This window comes from Paenibacillus sp. VT-400, assembly GCF_001029205.1.
Taxonomy (GTDB): Bacteria; Bacillota; Bacilli; order Paenibacillales; family Paenibacillaceae; genus Paenibacillus; species Paenibacillus amylolyticus.
Map to the genome: position 1 here is coordinate 226,286 of NZ_LELF01000065.1, position 17,482 is coordinate 243,767.

A 17,482-nucleotide genomic window follows, 5' to 3' on the forward strand; every position below is an offset into this window, starting at 1 on the left:
TACCTCCCCTAAAAATGAAGTGACCGCATACCCCGACGCAGGTCTGAAAAGGCTTGCTTTCGACCTGCGCGTTTAAGGGCTTGATTTACGGACTTGCAAGTTGTTCGCCGTTTTTCTTGGATGCGCACCACTTTCGGTTGACGGTGGAGCGCGCTTGTATTATTAGAACGCGAATTCGATCGTATCGACGGCACTCTTTGCGCCTGCCGCCGGTTTATGACATTCAATTCGGCTTAGCTCGAGTTGTGGATTTTCCGCAATTTGAGACAGTACCCGCAGGTAATCCTCAGTCAAGGTGCGGATCATCGTTTCTTTAAACAGCTTGGTGGCGTAGAAGAAGCCCCCGCTCAACGCCCCTTCGTTTTCATACATAAACAGCGTCAGATCAAACTTCGCTTCCTCCAAATGGTCAAGCTCGTAATTCTTCAGGCTGACCCCTTCCAGTTCGGCGTCTCGTTCTTCGATATTTTGCAAGTCGAAAACGGCATCGAACAATGGGAAGCGGCCCGGCTCCCGTTTCACATTCAAACGCTCCACGAGATCCTCGAATGGATAATCCTGGTTCTCAAAAGCACCCAAAGCCGTTTCCTTCACTTCTTCCAGGTAGGACAAGAACGTTTTGTCGCCAGACGGACGATTGCGGAGCGCCAGCGTATTAACAAACATGCCGATGACCCGCTCCAAATCGGCGTTAGTTCTTCCAGCCACCGGGGTGCCCACGATCAAGTCCTCCTGACCGCTGTACTTGGACAGCAACACAGTATAGGCCGCAAGCAGCACCATGAACAGTGTGCTTTCACACTCGGCCGCCAATTCACGCAGCCGCGCAGAGAGAGAAGCTTCGACATCGAACTCCACATGCGCGCCTTCGTAGCTACGAACGGCAGACCGTTCGTAGTCCATCGGCAGGTCCGCCGTGGGCAGCTCGCCTTCGAAGGTTTGCAGCCAGTACGCTTCCTGCCGCCCGATTCGCTCTCGGTGGGCCTTCGACTGCTGCCAAACGGCATAATCCTTGTAATGAATGCGCAGGGGTGGCAGCTGTTCTCCGGCGTAGAAACTCGAGAACTCCTCCATCACAATCGCCATCGATACACCGTCGGACACGATATGGTGCATATCGAAAAGGAGAATACGCAGGTGCGGCTCCAGCTCGATGACCCCGGCGCGCAGCAGCGGCGGTTGGCCGAGATCAAACGGACGAACGAAGTTGCGGACGATCTGCTCGATTTGATCTGAATCCTCTGTATCAGCTTGATGATGCTCGATAGCAAAATCGACCTGTGGGTATATCCGCTGAACCACTTCGCCCTTCATCATCTCAAAACCGGTGCGCAGCGATTCATGCCGTGTTATCAATTTTCGCAAGGCGGCTTCCAACCGGTCTAAATCAAACTCACCTTCCACCTGCACCAGTTCCGGCATGTTGTAAAGCTGATCTGCTCCATCCAGCGTGTGCTGAATGAACAGCCGTTTCTGCGCTGAGGACAGAGGGTAGTACTCTCTCTCTTCCGCTTGAGGAATGGCCTCATGCTCCCGCCGTTCCATCCCGGTGATCGCCTCGGCCATCGCCGCAATCGTTGAGTGACGGAATACGTCGCGCAGCGGCAGGTTGACGTTTAATTCCTTAAATACCTTGCCTGCCAGCGTCGTCGCCCGCAGGGAGTGACCGCCGATATCGAAGAAGTTGTCGTGAACGCCAATCTGCTTCGCAAGCCCCAGCACCTCCTGCCAAATCACCGCTAGCTCCGTTTCCAGCTCATTGCGCGGTGCAACATACTCCGTTCCACTTCCCGCTTCCCCTTCCGGCGAGGGCAGCGCCTTCCGGTCTATTTTCCCGTTCGGTGTCAGAGGCAAGCGATCCAGCTCCACGAAGTACGACGGGATCATGTAACCTGGCAACTCCTGCGCCAGCGCACTGCGCAGATCGTTCACTACCAGCTCAACTCCAGTATCCGGCGTGTAATACGCACATAGCGCTTTCTGCCCGTTCGAGTCACTTCGAACCAGCACCACCGCTTCGCGCACACCTTCCACCCGCAACAGCTGCGACTCGATCTCCCCCGTCTCGATCCGGTAGCCCCGGATTTTTGCCTGATTGTCGATCCGGCCGATGAAGTCCACGTTGCCATCCTCCATCCACCGCGCCAAATCTCCCGTGCGGTACAACCGCTCGCCCGCAGCGAACGGACTGTCTACGAACTTCTCTTCCGTCAGCTCCGGTCGGTTCAAGTACCCACGCGCCACGCCGACGCCGCCGATGACCAGTTCGCCCAGCACGCCGATTGGTACGGGATTCAGATGTGCGTCCACGATGTGAAATTTCGCATTCAGCCACGCTTTTCCGATCGGCACATGGCCTGTATGCGGCAGCTTCGTCAGCGGTTCGTCATAGAAACTGGAGTCGATCGCCGCTTCCGTCACACCGTAGGCGTTGATGATGCGGAACGACGAGCCGAAGCGTTCCTGTAAGGTTCGGTAATCCGCCACACTGCAGCTGTCGGAGCTTGTAATCAACAGCTCCATCCCGCTGAACTCCAACCCCTGTTCATGTACGTATTCCATAAACGGCACGATCAGCGCCGGTGTTGATTCGAAGATCGTCACTCGCTCCCGCACTATCCAGTAGTGCAGACGAGAAGGATCGATCCGGTCGTCCTTCGGCACAATCACCATCGTGCCTCCGTTGTACAACGTCCGCGCGATATCGCCCACAAACACGTCAAACGAGAAGCTCGCGAGCTGCAACAGCCTTACCGGAAACTGATCCAACCGGTATTCCCGCCGGTAACCCGCTGCCGTGTTCACCAGGCTGCGGTGCTCGATCATCACACCTTTCGGCTTGCCCGTCGTTCCCGATGTGTAGATCACGTACGCCAGATCCTCTGGGCGGGCTTCATGGAAGCTGTCCATGCCAACAACATCAACATCATCCACAACATCCAGATGGTTCCGATCCGCACCGTTCACAGCCCCCGTTAGTTTGCCAGAGACCCGACTGGAAGCCATGTTGGAGCCTTGATCAAAGCACATCGGAGCATTTGCCCGATCTTCGCTGTACGACACTTCGTCGTCGAGGTACAGCACCGACATCAGCGCCAGCTCCTCTTCGCGGAGCCAGGCCTCGGCACGTTCTCGCAGCGGCGTTTGTGTCAGCAGTACCTTCGCTCCGCTGTCTTCGAGCATAAACCGCACGCGGTCCGCCGGATAATCCGGGTCGAGGGGTACATAAGCCCCGCCGGCTTTCCAGACGGCCAGCACGGCCACCAGCAAGTCCACCGAACGCTCGGCGAGAATGCCAACGATTGACTCCCGGCCGATGCCATTTGCACGCAGCGTGACCGCTAAGCGGTTCGCTCGCTCGTTCAGCTCCACATACGTTAGGCGGTTATTTTCATACACAACGGCCTCCGCTTCCGGCGTACACTCTGCCTGTTTCTCAAACAGACGGTGGAACGTAGCCGCAGGAGCCGCTTCTAGCTGCGCTGGATTAAACGCATTGAGAACTTTTTCTTTTTCCTCTGCTGTCAGCAAGTTCAGCTCGGCAATCTTCGCATCTGGACGGTTTACAATTGTCAGGAGCAACTGCTCGTAATGTTTTGCCAGCCGTTCAATCGTCTCCCTTTTGTAAAGAGCTGTCGCATATTCAAAGCTGTAATCCAAGCCGCCGTTCTCCTCGCCCACATCCAAGCTGATATCAAACTTCGCAGTATCAAGTACGCTCGGATAAGGAATCAGGCGAAGCCCTTCCAGCTCAAATTGCTCGTTCTCCGTATTCTGCATCGTAAACATCGTGTCGAAGAGCGGATTGCGGCTTAAATCACGGGTGACTTGCACCTTGTCCACCAATTGTTCAAATGGATAGTTCTGATGCTCAAAGGCACGCAGAGTTGTTTCTTTGACTTCGTTCAGATATGACAGAAATGTTTTCTCCGAAGACGGATAACTGCGAATCGCCAGCGTGTTTAGGAAAATCCCGATCAACGGCTGCACATCTCCATGATTCCTTCCGGCAATCGGCGTACCAACGATTACGTCTTCCTGACCTGAATATTTATGCAAAAGCACGTTATACGCCGCAAGCAGCACCATAAACAGCGTCGTGCCCGTTTCCGAAGCCAGCTGTTTCAGGCCGCCGGTTTCTGAAGCGTCGAAGGAAAACTCCAGCGTTTGACCTTCGTAGCTCTGTACAGCCGGACGTGGATAGTCGGTCGGCATTTCCAGCACCGGAAGCTCGCCCTGGAACATGTCCAGCCAATACGCCCCCTGATGCTGAAGCCGTTCCTGCTGCTCCTGCGAATGCTGCCAAACGGTGTAGTCTTTGTACTGAATGCGCAACGGCTCCAATTGCTCTCCACCATACAAACGCACGAATTCTTCAACAAAGATTTCCATTGAAACGCCGTCAGAAATAATATGATGCATGTCGTACATCAGAATATGGCGTTCCGGAGCCAGCTCAACAAGGCCTACCCTCAACAGCGGTGGCTTAGCCAAGTCAAACGGACGGACGAAACCGTGAACCACCGCTTCGACCTCTTGCTCATCCGCTTGATAGAACTCCACCGCAAAATTCACGTCCTGGTAAACCCGCTGTGATGCTTCTCCATCCACCATTTCAAACCCGGTGCGCAACATTTCATGCCGCGCCACGAGCTTACGGAACGTTTCTTCGAACCTTGCCCGGTCCAAAGCACCCTCCAGCAACATCGCTTCCGGCATGTTGTAGTTAAGCTCCGCAACTTCCAGCTGATTCAGAATAAAGAGACGTTTCTGAGCAAAAGATTGCGGGTACACCTCTCGGCCATCCGTCACCGGAATGGAAACAAATATCTGCTGATCCAGCAGAGAAATGGCGGTAGCCATGCTCTCGATCGTGGAATGGCGGAACACGTCGCGCAGTGGCAGATCCACGTTCAACTCTTTATGAATCTTGCTGACCAACGTTGTCGCTCGCAGGGAGTGGCCGCCGATGTCGAAGAAGTTGTCGTAAACGCCAATCTCCTTCGTAAGCCCCAGCACCTCCTGCCAACTCACCGCCAGCTTCATTTCCAGCTCATTGCGCGGTGCGACATACTCCGTTCCGCTTCCCGCTTCCCCTTCCGCCGCTGGCAGCACCTTCCGGTCTATCTTTCCGTTCGGTGTCAGAGGTAGACGCTCCAGCTCCACAAAGTACGACGGGATCATGTACCCAGGCAACTCCTGTGCCAGCGCCCTGCGCAGATCGTTCACTACCAGCTCAACTCCGGTATCCGGCGTGTAATACGCGCATAGCGCCTTCTGCCCGTTCGCGTCACTTCGAACCAGCACCACCGCTTCGCGCACACCTTCCACCCGCAACAGCTGCGACTCGATCTCCCCCGTCTCGATCCGGTAGCCCCGGATTTTTGCCTGGTTGTCGATCCGGCCGATGAAGTCCACGTTGCCGTCTTCCATCCACCGCGCCAAGTCTCCCGTGCGATACAACCGCTCACCAGCGGTGAAAGGACTGTCTACAAACTTCTCTTCCGTCAGCTCTGGACGGTTCAAGTACCCACGTGCTACCCCAACTCCGCCGATAACCAATTCGCCTAGCACGCCGACTGGAACAGGGTTCAGATGTGCATCCACGATGTAAAACTTCGCATTCAACCACGCTTTGCCAATCGGAACATGGCCTGTCTGCGGCAGCTTCGCCAACTCCTCCTCATAGAAACTGGAGTCGATCGCCGCTTCCGTCACGCCGTAGGCGTTGATGATCCGGAACGACGAGCCGAACCGTTCCTGTAAGGTTCGGTAATCCGCCACACTGCAACTGTCCGAGCTTGTGATCAACAGCTCCATCCCGCTCAACTCCAGCCCTTGCTCGTGCACGTATTCCATAAACGGTACGATCAGTGCTGGTGTTGATTCAAAGATCGTCACTTGCTCCCGCTCTATCCAGTGGTGCAGGCGAGACGGATCAATCCGATCATCCTTCGGTACAATGACCATGGTGCCTCCGTTATACAACGTGCGTGCGATATCACCCACGAACACGTCAAACGAGAAGCTGGCGAGTTGCAGTAGCCGGACTGGGAACTGATCCAACCGGTATTCCCGCCGGTAGCCCGCTGCCGTGTTCACCAAGCTGCGGTGCTCAATCATTACACCCTTCGGCTTGCCTGTTGTCCCCGACGTGTAGATCACGTACGCTAGGTCCTCAGGACGAGCTTCATGGAAGCTGTCCAAGCCAGCAACCTTCAGATGACTCGGATCATCGCTGTTCACAGCACCCGTCAGCTCGCCCGAGACTTTACCGGAAACCATGCTGGAGCCAAGCGGTGCATTCTCCCGGTTTTCGCTGTATGACATTTCGTCGTCGAGGTACAACACCTTTGCAAGTGCCAGTTCCTCTTGGCTGAGCCAGGCTTCAGCACGCTCTCTCAGCAGCGTTTGTGTCAGCAGCACCTTCGCTCCGCTGTCTTCAAGCATAAACCGCACGCGGTCCGCCGGATAATCCGGGTCAAGCGGTACATATGCCCCGCCTGCTTTCCAGACGGCCAGCACGGCCACCAGCAGGTCCACCGAGCGCTCGGCGAGAATGCCAACAATCTCCTCCCGGCCGATTCCACTTGCGCGTAGCGTGGCCGCTAAGCCGTTCGCCCGTACGTTCAGCTCCGCATACGTCAGCCGAACGTTCTCGTAGACAACGGCTTCCGCTTCCGGTGTACGTTCCGCCTGTTCCTCGAACAGTCGGTGGAACGCGGCCGCCGGAGCCGCTTCCGGCTGCGCCGGGTTAAACGCGCCGAGAATTTGTTCTTTTTCCTCTTCCGTCAGCAAGTCCAGCTCAGCGATCTTTGCATTCGGATGGCTTACAATCGCCGCAAGCAAATGTCCAAAATGAATCGATAGCCGCCGGATCGTGCTTTCTTTATAAAGAGCCGTTGCGAATTCAAAGTTGCACTCCAGTCCGCCATTTTCTTCCGTAACATCCACACTCAGGTCGAACTTGGCCATACCATATTCGCTAGGGTACGGGGACAATTTCAGCCCTTCCAGCTCAAACTCTGACTCCTCCAGGTTTTGCAGGGAGAACATCGTGTCAAACAGCGGGTTGCGGCTCAAATCCCGGCTAACCTGCACTTTATCGACGAGTTCTTCGAACGGATAATTCTGATGCTCGTAAGCGCCTAAAGTCGTTTCTTTCACTTCTTCCAAATACGACAGGAAGGTCTTCTCCGAAGCCGGATAATTGCGGATCGCCAGCGTGTTGACGAACATTCCGATCAAAGGCTGCGTGTCGCCGTGCGTTCTGCCCGCAATCGACGTTCCGACGATCAAATCGTCCTGACCTGTGTATTTATGCAAAAGCACGGTATATGCGGCAAGCAACACCATATATAGCGTCGTTCCTCTTTGAGCGGCCAGCTGTTTCAAGCCTTCGTTCGTTGCCTCGTCCACGAAGGACGTCAGCGTATGTCCCTCATAGCTCTGTACAGCAGGACGCGGATAGTCCGTTGGCATTTCCAGAACCGGCATCTCGCCCCGGTAACGGTCCAGCCAGTAAGCTTCCTCGCGTTTCAATTGAATTTTTTGCTCGTCCGATTGCTGCCATACTGCATAGTCCTTGTACTGAATGTGCAAAGGCTCTAATGACTCACCGCCATACAGACGAACGAGTTCCTCAACGAACACGTCCATCGAAACCCCGTCGGAGATGATATGGTGCATGTCAAACATCAGTAAATAACGATCGGCGGCCAGCTCTACGAGCTCGGCACGCAGCAGCGGTGGCTTCGCCAAGTCGAAAGGTCGGATAAAAGCCTGCACGACTGCAGATGCTTCTTCCTCGTTCGCATGTCGACACACGACGGAAAAATCAACGCTCTCGTAAATACGCTGTACCGCTTCGCCTTGCACGACCTCAAATCCGGTTCGCAACGTTTCATGACGTTGGATCAGTCCGCGGAAAGCTTTCTCCAGCAGGCTATGGTCAATTGATCCTTCGAGCAGCAGCACACCCGGCATGTTATAGCTCTGCTCGGCTCCTTCCAGCTGATTCAGGATAAACAGCCGCTTCTGAGCTGAGGAAAGTGGATAATACGCTCTTGCGCCAACCAGCGGAATCGACGAGAACGAATGTTCTTCGATCCGGGAGAGGGCGAGAGCCATCTGTTCGATCGTTGAGTAGCGGAATACGTCGCGCAGAGGCAACTCGACGTTCAACTCCTGATGCACCTTGCTCACCAGTGTCGTTGCCCGCAGGGAATGGCCGCCCAAGTCAAAGAAGTTGTCATGAACCCCGATGTGCTCCAATCCAAGCACGCTTTTCCATATTTCAACCAAGTTGGCTTCGAGCGGAGTCCGAGGCGGAGTATGTCCTTCGCCTGGCTGCAAGCTCTCCTCAGGTGCCGGGAGGGAGCGGCGGTCAACCTTGCCATTCGTCGTCAGCGGGAGACGCTCCAACTGGATCAGGTACGTCGGGATCATATAGGCCGGCAGTTCCTGAGACAGCACGCTCTTCAGCTCGGCCGCCGGAAGCTCACAGTCCGCTTCATAATAGGCGCAAAGCTGCTTTTCGCCGGACACGTTTTCCCGCGCAAATACTGTCGTTTTCCGAATTCCCTCCACTTTCTGAAGCTGAGTTTCGATCTCGCCCAGCTCTATGCGGAAGCCACGGATTTTCACTTGGTCGTCCGTTCGTCCCACATATTCAATCGTGCCGTCCGGTAGCCATTTCGCCAAATCCCCCGTCCGGTACATGAGCTCTCCTGACGTAAAAGGATTGTGCACAAATTTCTCCGCCGTCAGTTCCGGCCGGTTATTGTAGCCCCGTACCAAACCTTCTCCGCCGACACATAGCTCCCCGACCACGCCGATCGGCAGCAGCTTATTCCGGCTGTCGACGATATACACCGTTGTATTGCTGATTGGTCGTCCGATAGGAACGGTAAGCGCCGACTCATCAACGAAGTCGACCGGAAGGTACGTGGTAAATATCGTGCTTTCCGTCGGTCCGTAAACATGGTTGAGCCTACCCGCTCCAAGATGGGCGAGTGCTTTACGTACATGACCAACCGAGACACGCTCTCCTCCAAACAAAATCGCCCGGACATCCCGAAAACAATTGACATTCACATCTACAAGCACGTTGAAGAACGCCGTCGTAATAAACATGACCGATATGCGCTGGCGCTGGATGAGATCCGCCAGTAGACCAATTTCCAGCAACGTCTCGCGGGGAACCAGCACCAGCCGCGCCCCGTTGGTCAGAGCACCAAAAATATCGAAAATCGCTCCGTCGAACGAATAGCTCGAAAGCTGGAGGACATGATCGCGATTGGTGATGTCGATATAATTTGTATTTTGCACAACGCGCACGATGTTGCGGTGCGAAACAAGGTTTCCTTTTGGCTTGCCCGTCGTGCCTGACGTATAGATCACGCAGGCCAGATCTGTCGCTTCAATCCCTTGATTTAGGTTTGTTCCGTCCTCGTGATAGAAAGACTCGTCATCCAGTAAGATCACCGAGTCCAAACCCGCCAGTCGCTCGCGCAAGCGGCTTTGTGTCAGCATGACCTGCGCTCCTGAATCCTCTATCAAGAAACGGATACGCTCCTCTGGATATTCCTGGTCAATCGGTACGTAAGCGGCTCCGGCTTTGTGTGCTGCCAGTATACCTATAACCATTTCGATGGAACGCTCAGCCATAATGGCGACCAGACGTCCTTGGGATATCCCGTGGCTGTGCAAGGTACGGGCAAGACGGTTGACACGTTCGTTCAGCTCGCGGTAAGTCATCTCTTGCTCATTAAAGGAAATGGCGGCTGCATCCGGGATGTACTCCGCCTGCTCTTCGAACAATTGAATGAGTGTCTTCCCGCGCGGAAATTCCGTCGTGGTGTCGTTAAAACGTCCGAGAAGTTCGGCCTTTTCTGCCTCGGTCACAAGTTCCAGCTCGCCCACGGTAATTTCCGGGTTATCCGTTACCTGCTCCAGCAGATGCACGAGATGCCCCTTGAGCCGCTCGATGCTGTCTTTATCAAACACTTCGGCGTTAAAGTCGAATCGAATTTCGATCTCGGCTCCCGGCATCACAGTCACGTTGAAGTTATAGTTCGTCTGCTCCTCCATCTGAACGTCAGCAATTGTCAGGCCGCCGTGCTGCTGGTCCCCCGCCTGCTCCATCTGTTCGTCCACCGGATAGTTCTCGAAAGCGATGATATGGTTGATCAGATTCTGCTTTTGCACGCTACGAGCTTGAATTTCATACAGCGGATAGTAATCATAACGCCCGGAATCCAGAGCCCGCTCTTGGAGCTTCGCCATCAGGTCGGCGAACACGGTGTCCACTTCGCTATTGACGCGGACCGGCACCGTATTGATGAACAGCCCGATCATAGACTCAATGCCCGGGATTTCCGCCGGTCTTCCGGCAACGACACTGCCGAATACGGCATCGTTTGTTCCGTTATATTTTTGCAGCATCACGCCCCAAACGGCTTGCAGCAGCGTATTGACTGTAACCAGGTGCTGTTTCGCCACCCGGTCCATCCGTTTGCTCAAGTCCTTGCCTAGTTCGGCGGTGACGTGATCAGCCATAAATCTGCCGCTCGGCGCTGGTTCCTTTTGCCCCGGAAGTACGGTTTGCCCTTCGTAGCCTGCCAGGAACGCCGTCCAATAGCCGGATGCTGCCTGATCGTCCTGTTTCTCCAACCATTCGATATAATCGCCATAATCCGATCCTTTACCTCCCGCTGGCTGCTTACCAGAGGTCAGGGCCGAGTATATCTCAAACAACTCCTGCGTCAGCTGAGCCAGGCACCAGCCGTCCATCAAAATATGTTGAAAACTCCACAGCACATGATAACTTTGCTCTTCGGTGCGCAGAATCGTAAACCGAACGAGCGCATCATGTTCCATGTTGAAGCCACGAAGCTTGTCCTCCTCGGCCTTTTCATCCAAGTAAGCTTGTTTCTCGTGTACCTGCAAATGAAGCAGCTCTTCATATTCAAAGCCGACTGGCTTATCGCGGTATATGATTTGCAGCGGCTCGCCCGCTGGTCCATTCGCAAAATTCGCCCGCAGCACCAGATGACGTTTTGCAAGCTCCATCCAGCTCCTCTCAAAAAGCTGGACGTCGAGCGCTCCCCGCATCGTAAACCGCGTCTGCTCAAAGTAAGCTGCCGCTTGCCGGTCAAGCGCGCTGTGGAACCACATACCCTTCTGCATCGGCGTCAGCGAGTAAATATTTTCGATTTCCCCGAGATGACTCGAGCGCTGGGCGATTTGCTCCAATTCTGTGATGGTCAAGCCTTTAAATTGCACGTCGCTTGGCGTCAATTCGGTGTTCTCTTTGCCTGCGCAGTGGGTAATGAGCTCTCGGAGACTTTGCTCAAGCCGCTGAGCGAAGGCTTCCATCGTTTCCTTGCGATACTGCTTCCGGCTGTAGCTGAGATCGAGCGATAAAGCACCGTCCAGCACCATACCGTTGATATCCAGCACAAAGCTGCGGGCCTGCCGGTCGCTAGCCGGGCTGCCACTGGAATAAGAAGATATGCCGATCTCGCCCTGGTTGACATCATCGTCGAACTGGCCGAGGTAGTTAAAATTAATTTCCGGCTCTGCGCCCCAAACCAAGCCTTCCTCCGATTTCGAAAGATAGCGGCATATGCCGTACCCAAGCCCCTTGTTCGGAATGCGGCGCAAGTTTTCCTTGACCTGTTTAATCTGATAGGTCAAATCCCGGTCACTTTCCGGCTCTAGGACGACCGGAAACTTGGTCGTAAACCAGCCGACTGTACGCGTGATATCGATATCCGTTCCGATCGATTCACGTCCGTGTCCTTCGAGATTGATCCGCACCCGTTCGTGCCCCGTCCATTTGCGTAAGGCTATGCCGAGCGCCGTTACCAAAATATCATTCATTTCGGTGTTGAAGGCACGGTGAACCCGCTTCAGTAGCAGCTCCGTTTCTTCGGGAGCCAAACGGACAAACAGCGATTCGTTGTCCTGCTGCGTCGTAACGTCCGCCTCCATATCCTTCGGCACGGCCGGAACCTCCATTTGATCCACGGCCTGCCAATAGGCCCGTTCCTTCTCCATCTCCGGGCTTTGCGCGTAAGCAGCCAACTGCTCGGACCAAGTGCGGTACGCATCTGTTTTCGCCGGGAAACGAATTTCTTCGCTTTTGCCAGTCTGCTCGTAACCTAGAGCGAAATCCTCCATTAAAATGCGCCAAGACACGCCATCTACCACAGCATGATGAACCCCGAGAAGCAAATGATCACCGTCCGCGCACTGGAACAGTCCCGCCTTCATGAGGGGCCCGTTCTCCAGATCGATGCCCGCTTGAATGTCCGTTGCCTTCGCTCCCACAGTCTGCGTGGGATTCTCCGCATCTTTGAAGTCGAACACATCCAGCGTGAACATCTCGTCTTCCTGAATCGCGCGGTTCCGTGCGCTAAACCCTTGTTCCGTTTTGCGGAACACCATCCGTAAGGCGTCATGATGCTCGGCCAGCTTTTGCAGCACCTGACGTACCATCTCTTCGTCGAAGCGTTCCTTCCGGTACAGCATCACCGACTGGTTGAAATGATGCGGGTCCGCAAAGGAGCTCTCGAAAAACCAATGCTGAATCGGCGTCAGCGCCGTTTCACCCGTAATTTCGCCTTGATCAATGGTACGTCCGATCGGTATCACATGCAGGCTAAGCTGTGAGATTGTCGGATATTTGAACAAATCCCGAATTTCCAGCTTGTACCCGGCTTGATGAAGCCGCGAAGATACTTGAATGGACTTGATCGAATCTCCGCCCAGCTCGAAGAAATGATCCGTTACCCCAACGCGATCGGCGTTCAATACCGCCTGCCACACATCGGCAAGTGTCCGCTCGGCTTCAGTGCGTGGAGCTACGTACTCGCCGCCGGTCAGTGCGTTTCCTTCCGGGGCAGGCAAAGCCTTGCGGTCGATTTTGTCGTTCGGGGTGAGCGGCATCTGCGGAAGCTGAACAAAATGTGCCGGAATCATGTAATTCGGCAATTTTTGCGCCAGCGCGCTTCTCAGCTCGCCGAGCGTAAGAGGGAGACTAGCGACCAGGTAAGCGCACAGTCCTTGCCCACTTTTGCCTTCCCGCGCAATCACAATCGTCTCCTGTACCGAGTCGATCTTCAGAAGCTGCTCTTCAATCTCACCGACCTCGATTCGGAATCCACGGATTTTCACCTGATGGTCGATCCGGCCCAAGTACTCCATATTACCGTCCGGCAGCCAGCGGGCGAGATCTCCTGTCCGGTAAAGGCGTTCTCCCGGCGCAAACGGATGTTCCACAAATTTCTCTGCCGTCAGCTCCGGTTGGTTCAGGTAACCTCTCGCAAGCCCCACGCCTGCCACGCACAGCTCTCCGTCCACTCCCGGAGGCACAAGTTGCAGGTGGGCATCCAAAATGAAAATCTGATGATTAGCCAGCGGGCGCCCAATCGGAATGACTCTACGCTCCGGCTGCTGCTCATCCGCATCCCAAAGCGTCGTAACAATCGAAGCTTCGGTAGGGCCGTAAGCATTGAAATAGTGAACCTTCGCTTTCCACTGCTGCACGAATTCGGCCGATACCGCCGAACCTCCCGTTACAAGCTTTGTTAAGCTGGGAAGGCGGTCCGGGTTCAAATGAGCGCTGTACGTCGGAGGCAAAATCGCCGCCGTAATCGCATGCTCGTTCATATAACTCTCGAACAGACGAGTGTCGAGAATTGTTTCGGCCGTCGGGATGTACAAAGCCGCGCCAAAATAGAGTGCTTTGAAAATCTCCCAGCAGGATGCGTCGAATGACAAGCTAGCAAATTGAACGATCCGGTCATGCTCTGTGATGCCCAGCCTGTCTGCGAACATCAGCTTCAAGCTGACCAAACCACGATGCTCCAGCATGACCCCTTTGGGTTTGCCCGTTGTACCTGACGTATAAATGACATAAGCAAGATCGTGTGGACCACTGGCCGCCTCCAGGTTCGAGCCATCGTCGCTATAAGCCTGCTTGTCATCTAGCGCCAATACGGTCCCTTCGAACGGGACTTGCTGTAACAGCTCTCTTTGAGTTAGCAGCAGCTGCGCGTTCGAGTTCTCCAGAATGTAGCGAATACGTTCTTCCGGGTACTCCGGGTCGATCGGCACGTAGGCACCGCCAGCTTTCAGAACCGCCAAAATGCCAATGACCGTCTCCAGCGATCTCCTGACCATCAAGCCTACCAACTGATTGGGCAGCACACCGACCGATCGTAGCGTACGCGCCAGCTGGTTCGCCCGTTCGTTCAACTCTGCGTATGAAAGCCGCTGCCCCTCAAAAACAACCGCCGTCGCCTCGGGTACACGCTTCGCTTGCTCCTCCACAAGCTGATGAATCGTCCGATCACGAGGATAGTCCTTCTCGGTATCGTTGAAGCTTTGTATTAATTCAAATTTTTCGTCCTCCGACAGCATGTCCGCTCGCACGATGTCCAGTTCCAGCTCATGAAGCCCGACGGACAGCAGGCGATTCAGATGGCCGACGACCCGATTCATGAACTCGGAGTCATATAAGTGCTCGTTATATGACAGCGCTAGCTGTATCGTCCCGCCGGCTAAACTGAATTCAAACGAACAGTCTGTGACCACGTTTTTCCCAATTTCGTCCAGATGCAGCTCCTTAAGGGATACTAGCGTATGGACGAAGGGTATCCCTTCTGCATATTGCAGATCCAGCTTCTCCGTCATTTTCAAGAACGGAATATGTTGATGCTGAATGGCTTCCGGCAAGGAAGTCCTCAGTTCGCTCAGAAGCGTCTTAAAAGTTGCCCCCACCGAAAACGAGTTTTTCAAAATGACCGTATGATTAACGGATCGACGCGTCTCCCCCTTTTTCGGCACAACCGGCATGCCGACCAGAATGTCTGAAGCACCTGTATATTTATGCAAGAGTGCCTGAACACCTGCGAGCAAAATCATAAAAGCAGCCAGCGGAGCACCCTTGCTCATTTGAAGGACCCGCTGCGCCGCTTCCTCCGAAAGCGAACCGCCAACGGTTTTCACATTGGGCACCAGGGAGTTTGGAGCTTTGCTGTAAGGCAACCGCGTCAAGGTATAATCGTCACTACCGAATTTTTCGTTCCAAAACAACGTTTCTTTTTCAAAAGCCATCTGGATCGTTCCCCTCTCTTCATCGGTAAAAGCAATCCGGCGGAGCATATGCCGAAGCAACGCTCCAGCCTCGCTCCTCTCTTTTTCAAACATCTGACAACAATATCAATGGCTTGCGCAACGTCACGCTTCGATTGCCCGGTTGATCACATGCGGCAATCCTCTGCCTAGCAGCTGTACAGCTCGGCTCCCATGCGTAAAGGACAACAAACATCGTTCTACGCAAGGATGCGGCTGCTTCGGACTCCTCTGCTTCAATAAGATTGCTGCGGACGAGCCACCCGAAGACGGGATTTGGTTTAACTTGGGGTTCGGAATTGGATTTGGGGATAAACGACAAGGAATGTTCCTCCTGTCGATGTAAGGCTTGCCGCAGGGTTCCGGCCGTCCAGCAGGAAGTCGACCGTACCTCCTGATTTGGTACCCGAGCTGCCTTTGACGAAGCCTATGTTTAAGGGGTATTGATACACTCTATGTACGATTTGATTATTCCCCCACAGCCCTGGTGTGGATAAGTAAAGATTCGGCTGCGGGGTAGTGAGCTTTTCCTAACGATTAAATTTAACGAGGGCACTGCATGAGACTCAAGGAATGCTCCGTATGGCATGAACGGGACTGCGCTTGGGTTGCGGAGAATTCCATGCTGATTGACGTTACCGCAGGAGCATAAGGAGAAAGTCTTCCACTTAGTTGAAAGCGCTACCTTAACATCAAGTCCGCACGCCCTCCGGAAGGCACTTTCATGCCTCTTGCCGGGGGCGGCCATCGGCTTGGCCAAGCTTAGGTCGTTACTAACAAATCCTTGGTCTCCTGAGAGATCACCCGCTGCATACTGGACTTGATAATGTCGCAGCCGGCGGCCAGATGCTCCATCGAGACGGTCAGCGGAGGCATGATCTTCAACACACAGTCTCCTCTGCCGGCTCTTTCAATGATGAGCCCGTTCTCGAAGCTGATATCCGTCACCCGCTTCGCCCCGGCTTCATCCATGAACCCCGAGACGTCAATGCCCCAGATCAGGCCGAGTCCGCGGATGGCGATGGACGGATGCAGAGGCTTGATTTCTTGATCAAGGAACGAGCGCACATATTCTTCCTTCTGCTTCACCTGAGCTTCCAGTTCGGTTCTGTCCCGGAACTCGAGAGCAGCCTTCGCGGCTACAAAAGCCAGCTGGTTGCCGCGGAAGGTGCCGTTGTGCTCGCCCGGCGTCCAGATATCCAGTTCGGGCTTCAGCAGCAGGAGGGACATTGGCAGGCCGTACCCGCTGATCGACTTCGACAGGGTAATGAGATCCGGCTCGATCCCCGCACGTTCGAAGGAGAAGAATTCGCCTGTCCGGCCGCATCCTACTTGAATCTCGTCTGTAATGAGCAGAATATCGTGCCTGCGGCAAAGCTGCTGCAGCTCACGTAGCCACTGCGCGTCGACAACGTGAATTCCGCCTTCGGCTTGTACCGTTTCAAGCAGGATCGCGGCCGGCTTGTCGATTCCGGAGTGCGAATCAGTCAGGATATTCTCGATATAACCGAGCGTATCCATTTCTGCGAAAGCCCCGCTCGGGTGCGGCATGAACGTAACTCCGTCCAGAGGAAGCCCCGCCCCTTCTCTCATGGACTTGGAGCTTGTCGCCGACAGACTGCCGAGCGACATGCCGTGGAAGCCACCCATGAATGCGAATATTCCACTTCTCTTCTTCGCCTTGCGTGCGAGTTTCAGGGCCGCTTCCACCGCATTCGTCCCTGTTGGACCGCAGAATTGAAGCTTGTAATTCAGCTTCTTCGGCTCCAGGATCCGCTCGGAGAAGCTCTGGATGAATTCACGCTTGGCCATTGTATACATATCCAGACCGTGCATAATCCGGTCGGAGGTCAAGTAATCGAGAACCCGGTCTTTAATATAATCGTTGTTATGGCCGTAATTGAGTGCCCCGGCACCTGCAAAGAAATCAATATATGCTCTTCCGTCCTCAGAATATAAAAGGTCTCCCTTGGCCCGGTCGAATACCACCGGAAAGCTTCTGCAGTAAGATCTTACGTTGGATTCCAGCTTTTCAAAAATGCTCACTCGCTTCATCCTCCATCGGAATTGGGATAAGGTTGGCTCTATCTTTCCGAACCTTCCTTTCTAAACCTTCTGACGTCATGGAGTAACATATTCTAGGCTGTCATTTTCCACAATTGTTGGTCCCCACATGCCGGCTTGTTGGTTAGCCAGTATACTGGTCTCTCGCACACAGCTTGGATGGGTATAAAAAACCCTACAATTCCATTTATTAGAATAATAGGGAATAAGACCTAGGTTGAATTATATCAAAATTTACAAAAATGTATAGTGAAATTTTTGTTAAATATAGTCA

The 17,482-nt window shown here is 54.2% G+C and carries 3 protein-coding genes; all 3 read right to left on the reverse strand.

The annotated features are described in order from the left end of the window. Positions 1 to 162 precede the first annotated feature (162 nt). The 3 genes from EL84_RS31280 to ectB all read right to left on the reverse strand — a co-directional run bounded on the left by EL84_RS31280 (position 163) and on the right by ectB (position 17,190). The gene (locus EL84_RS31280) at positions 163 to 15,219 is read right to left on the reverse strand and encodes a non-ribosomal peptide synthetase (protein ID WP_082218966.1); all 15,057 of its coding nucleotides are present in this window, start codon (positions 15,217 to 15,219) and stop codon (positions 163 to 165) included. Next, positions 15,212 to 15,466 carry a hypothetical protein gene (locus tag EL84_RS10645; protein WP_047841661.1) on the reverse strand — a complete coding sequence of 85 codons (255 nt, stop codon included), beginning with the start codon at positions 15,464 to 15,466 and terminating at the stop codon, positions 15,212 to 15,214. Before EL84_RS10645 ends, EL84_RS31280 begins: the two co-directional genes overlap by 8 nt. A 440-nt stretch (positions 15,467 to 15,906) precedes the next feature. Beyond that, positions 15,907 to 17,190 (reverse strand): diaminobutyrate--2-oxoglutarate transaminase, encoded by a 1,284-nt coding sequence (ectB, locus tag EL84_RS10650; RefSeq protein WP_047841662.1) that lies wholly within the window; start codon positions 17,188 to 17,190, stop codon positions 15,907 to 15,909. Positions 17,191 to 17,482: the final 292 nt, after the last annotated feature.

Bases quoted from the DNA above. Each gene is read 5' to 3' on its own strand.
- EL84_RS31280 (WP_082218966.1), bottom strand. From the start codon at position 15,219: ATGTTTGAAAAAGAGAGGAGCGAGGCTGGAGCGTTGCTTCGGCATATG.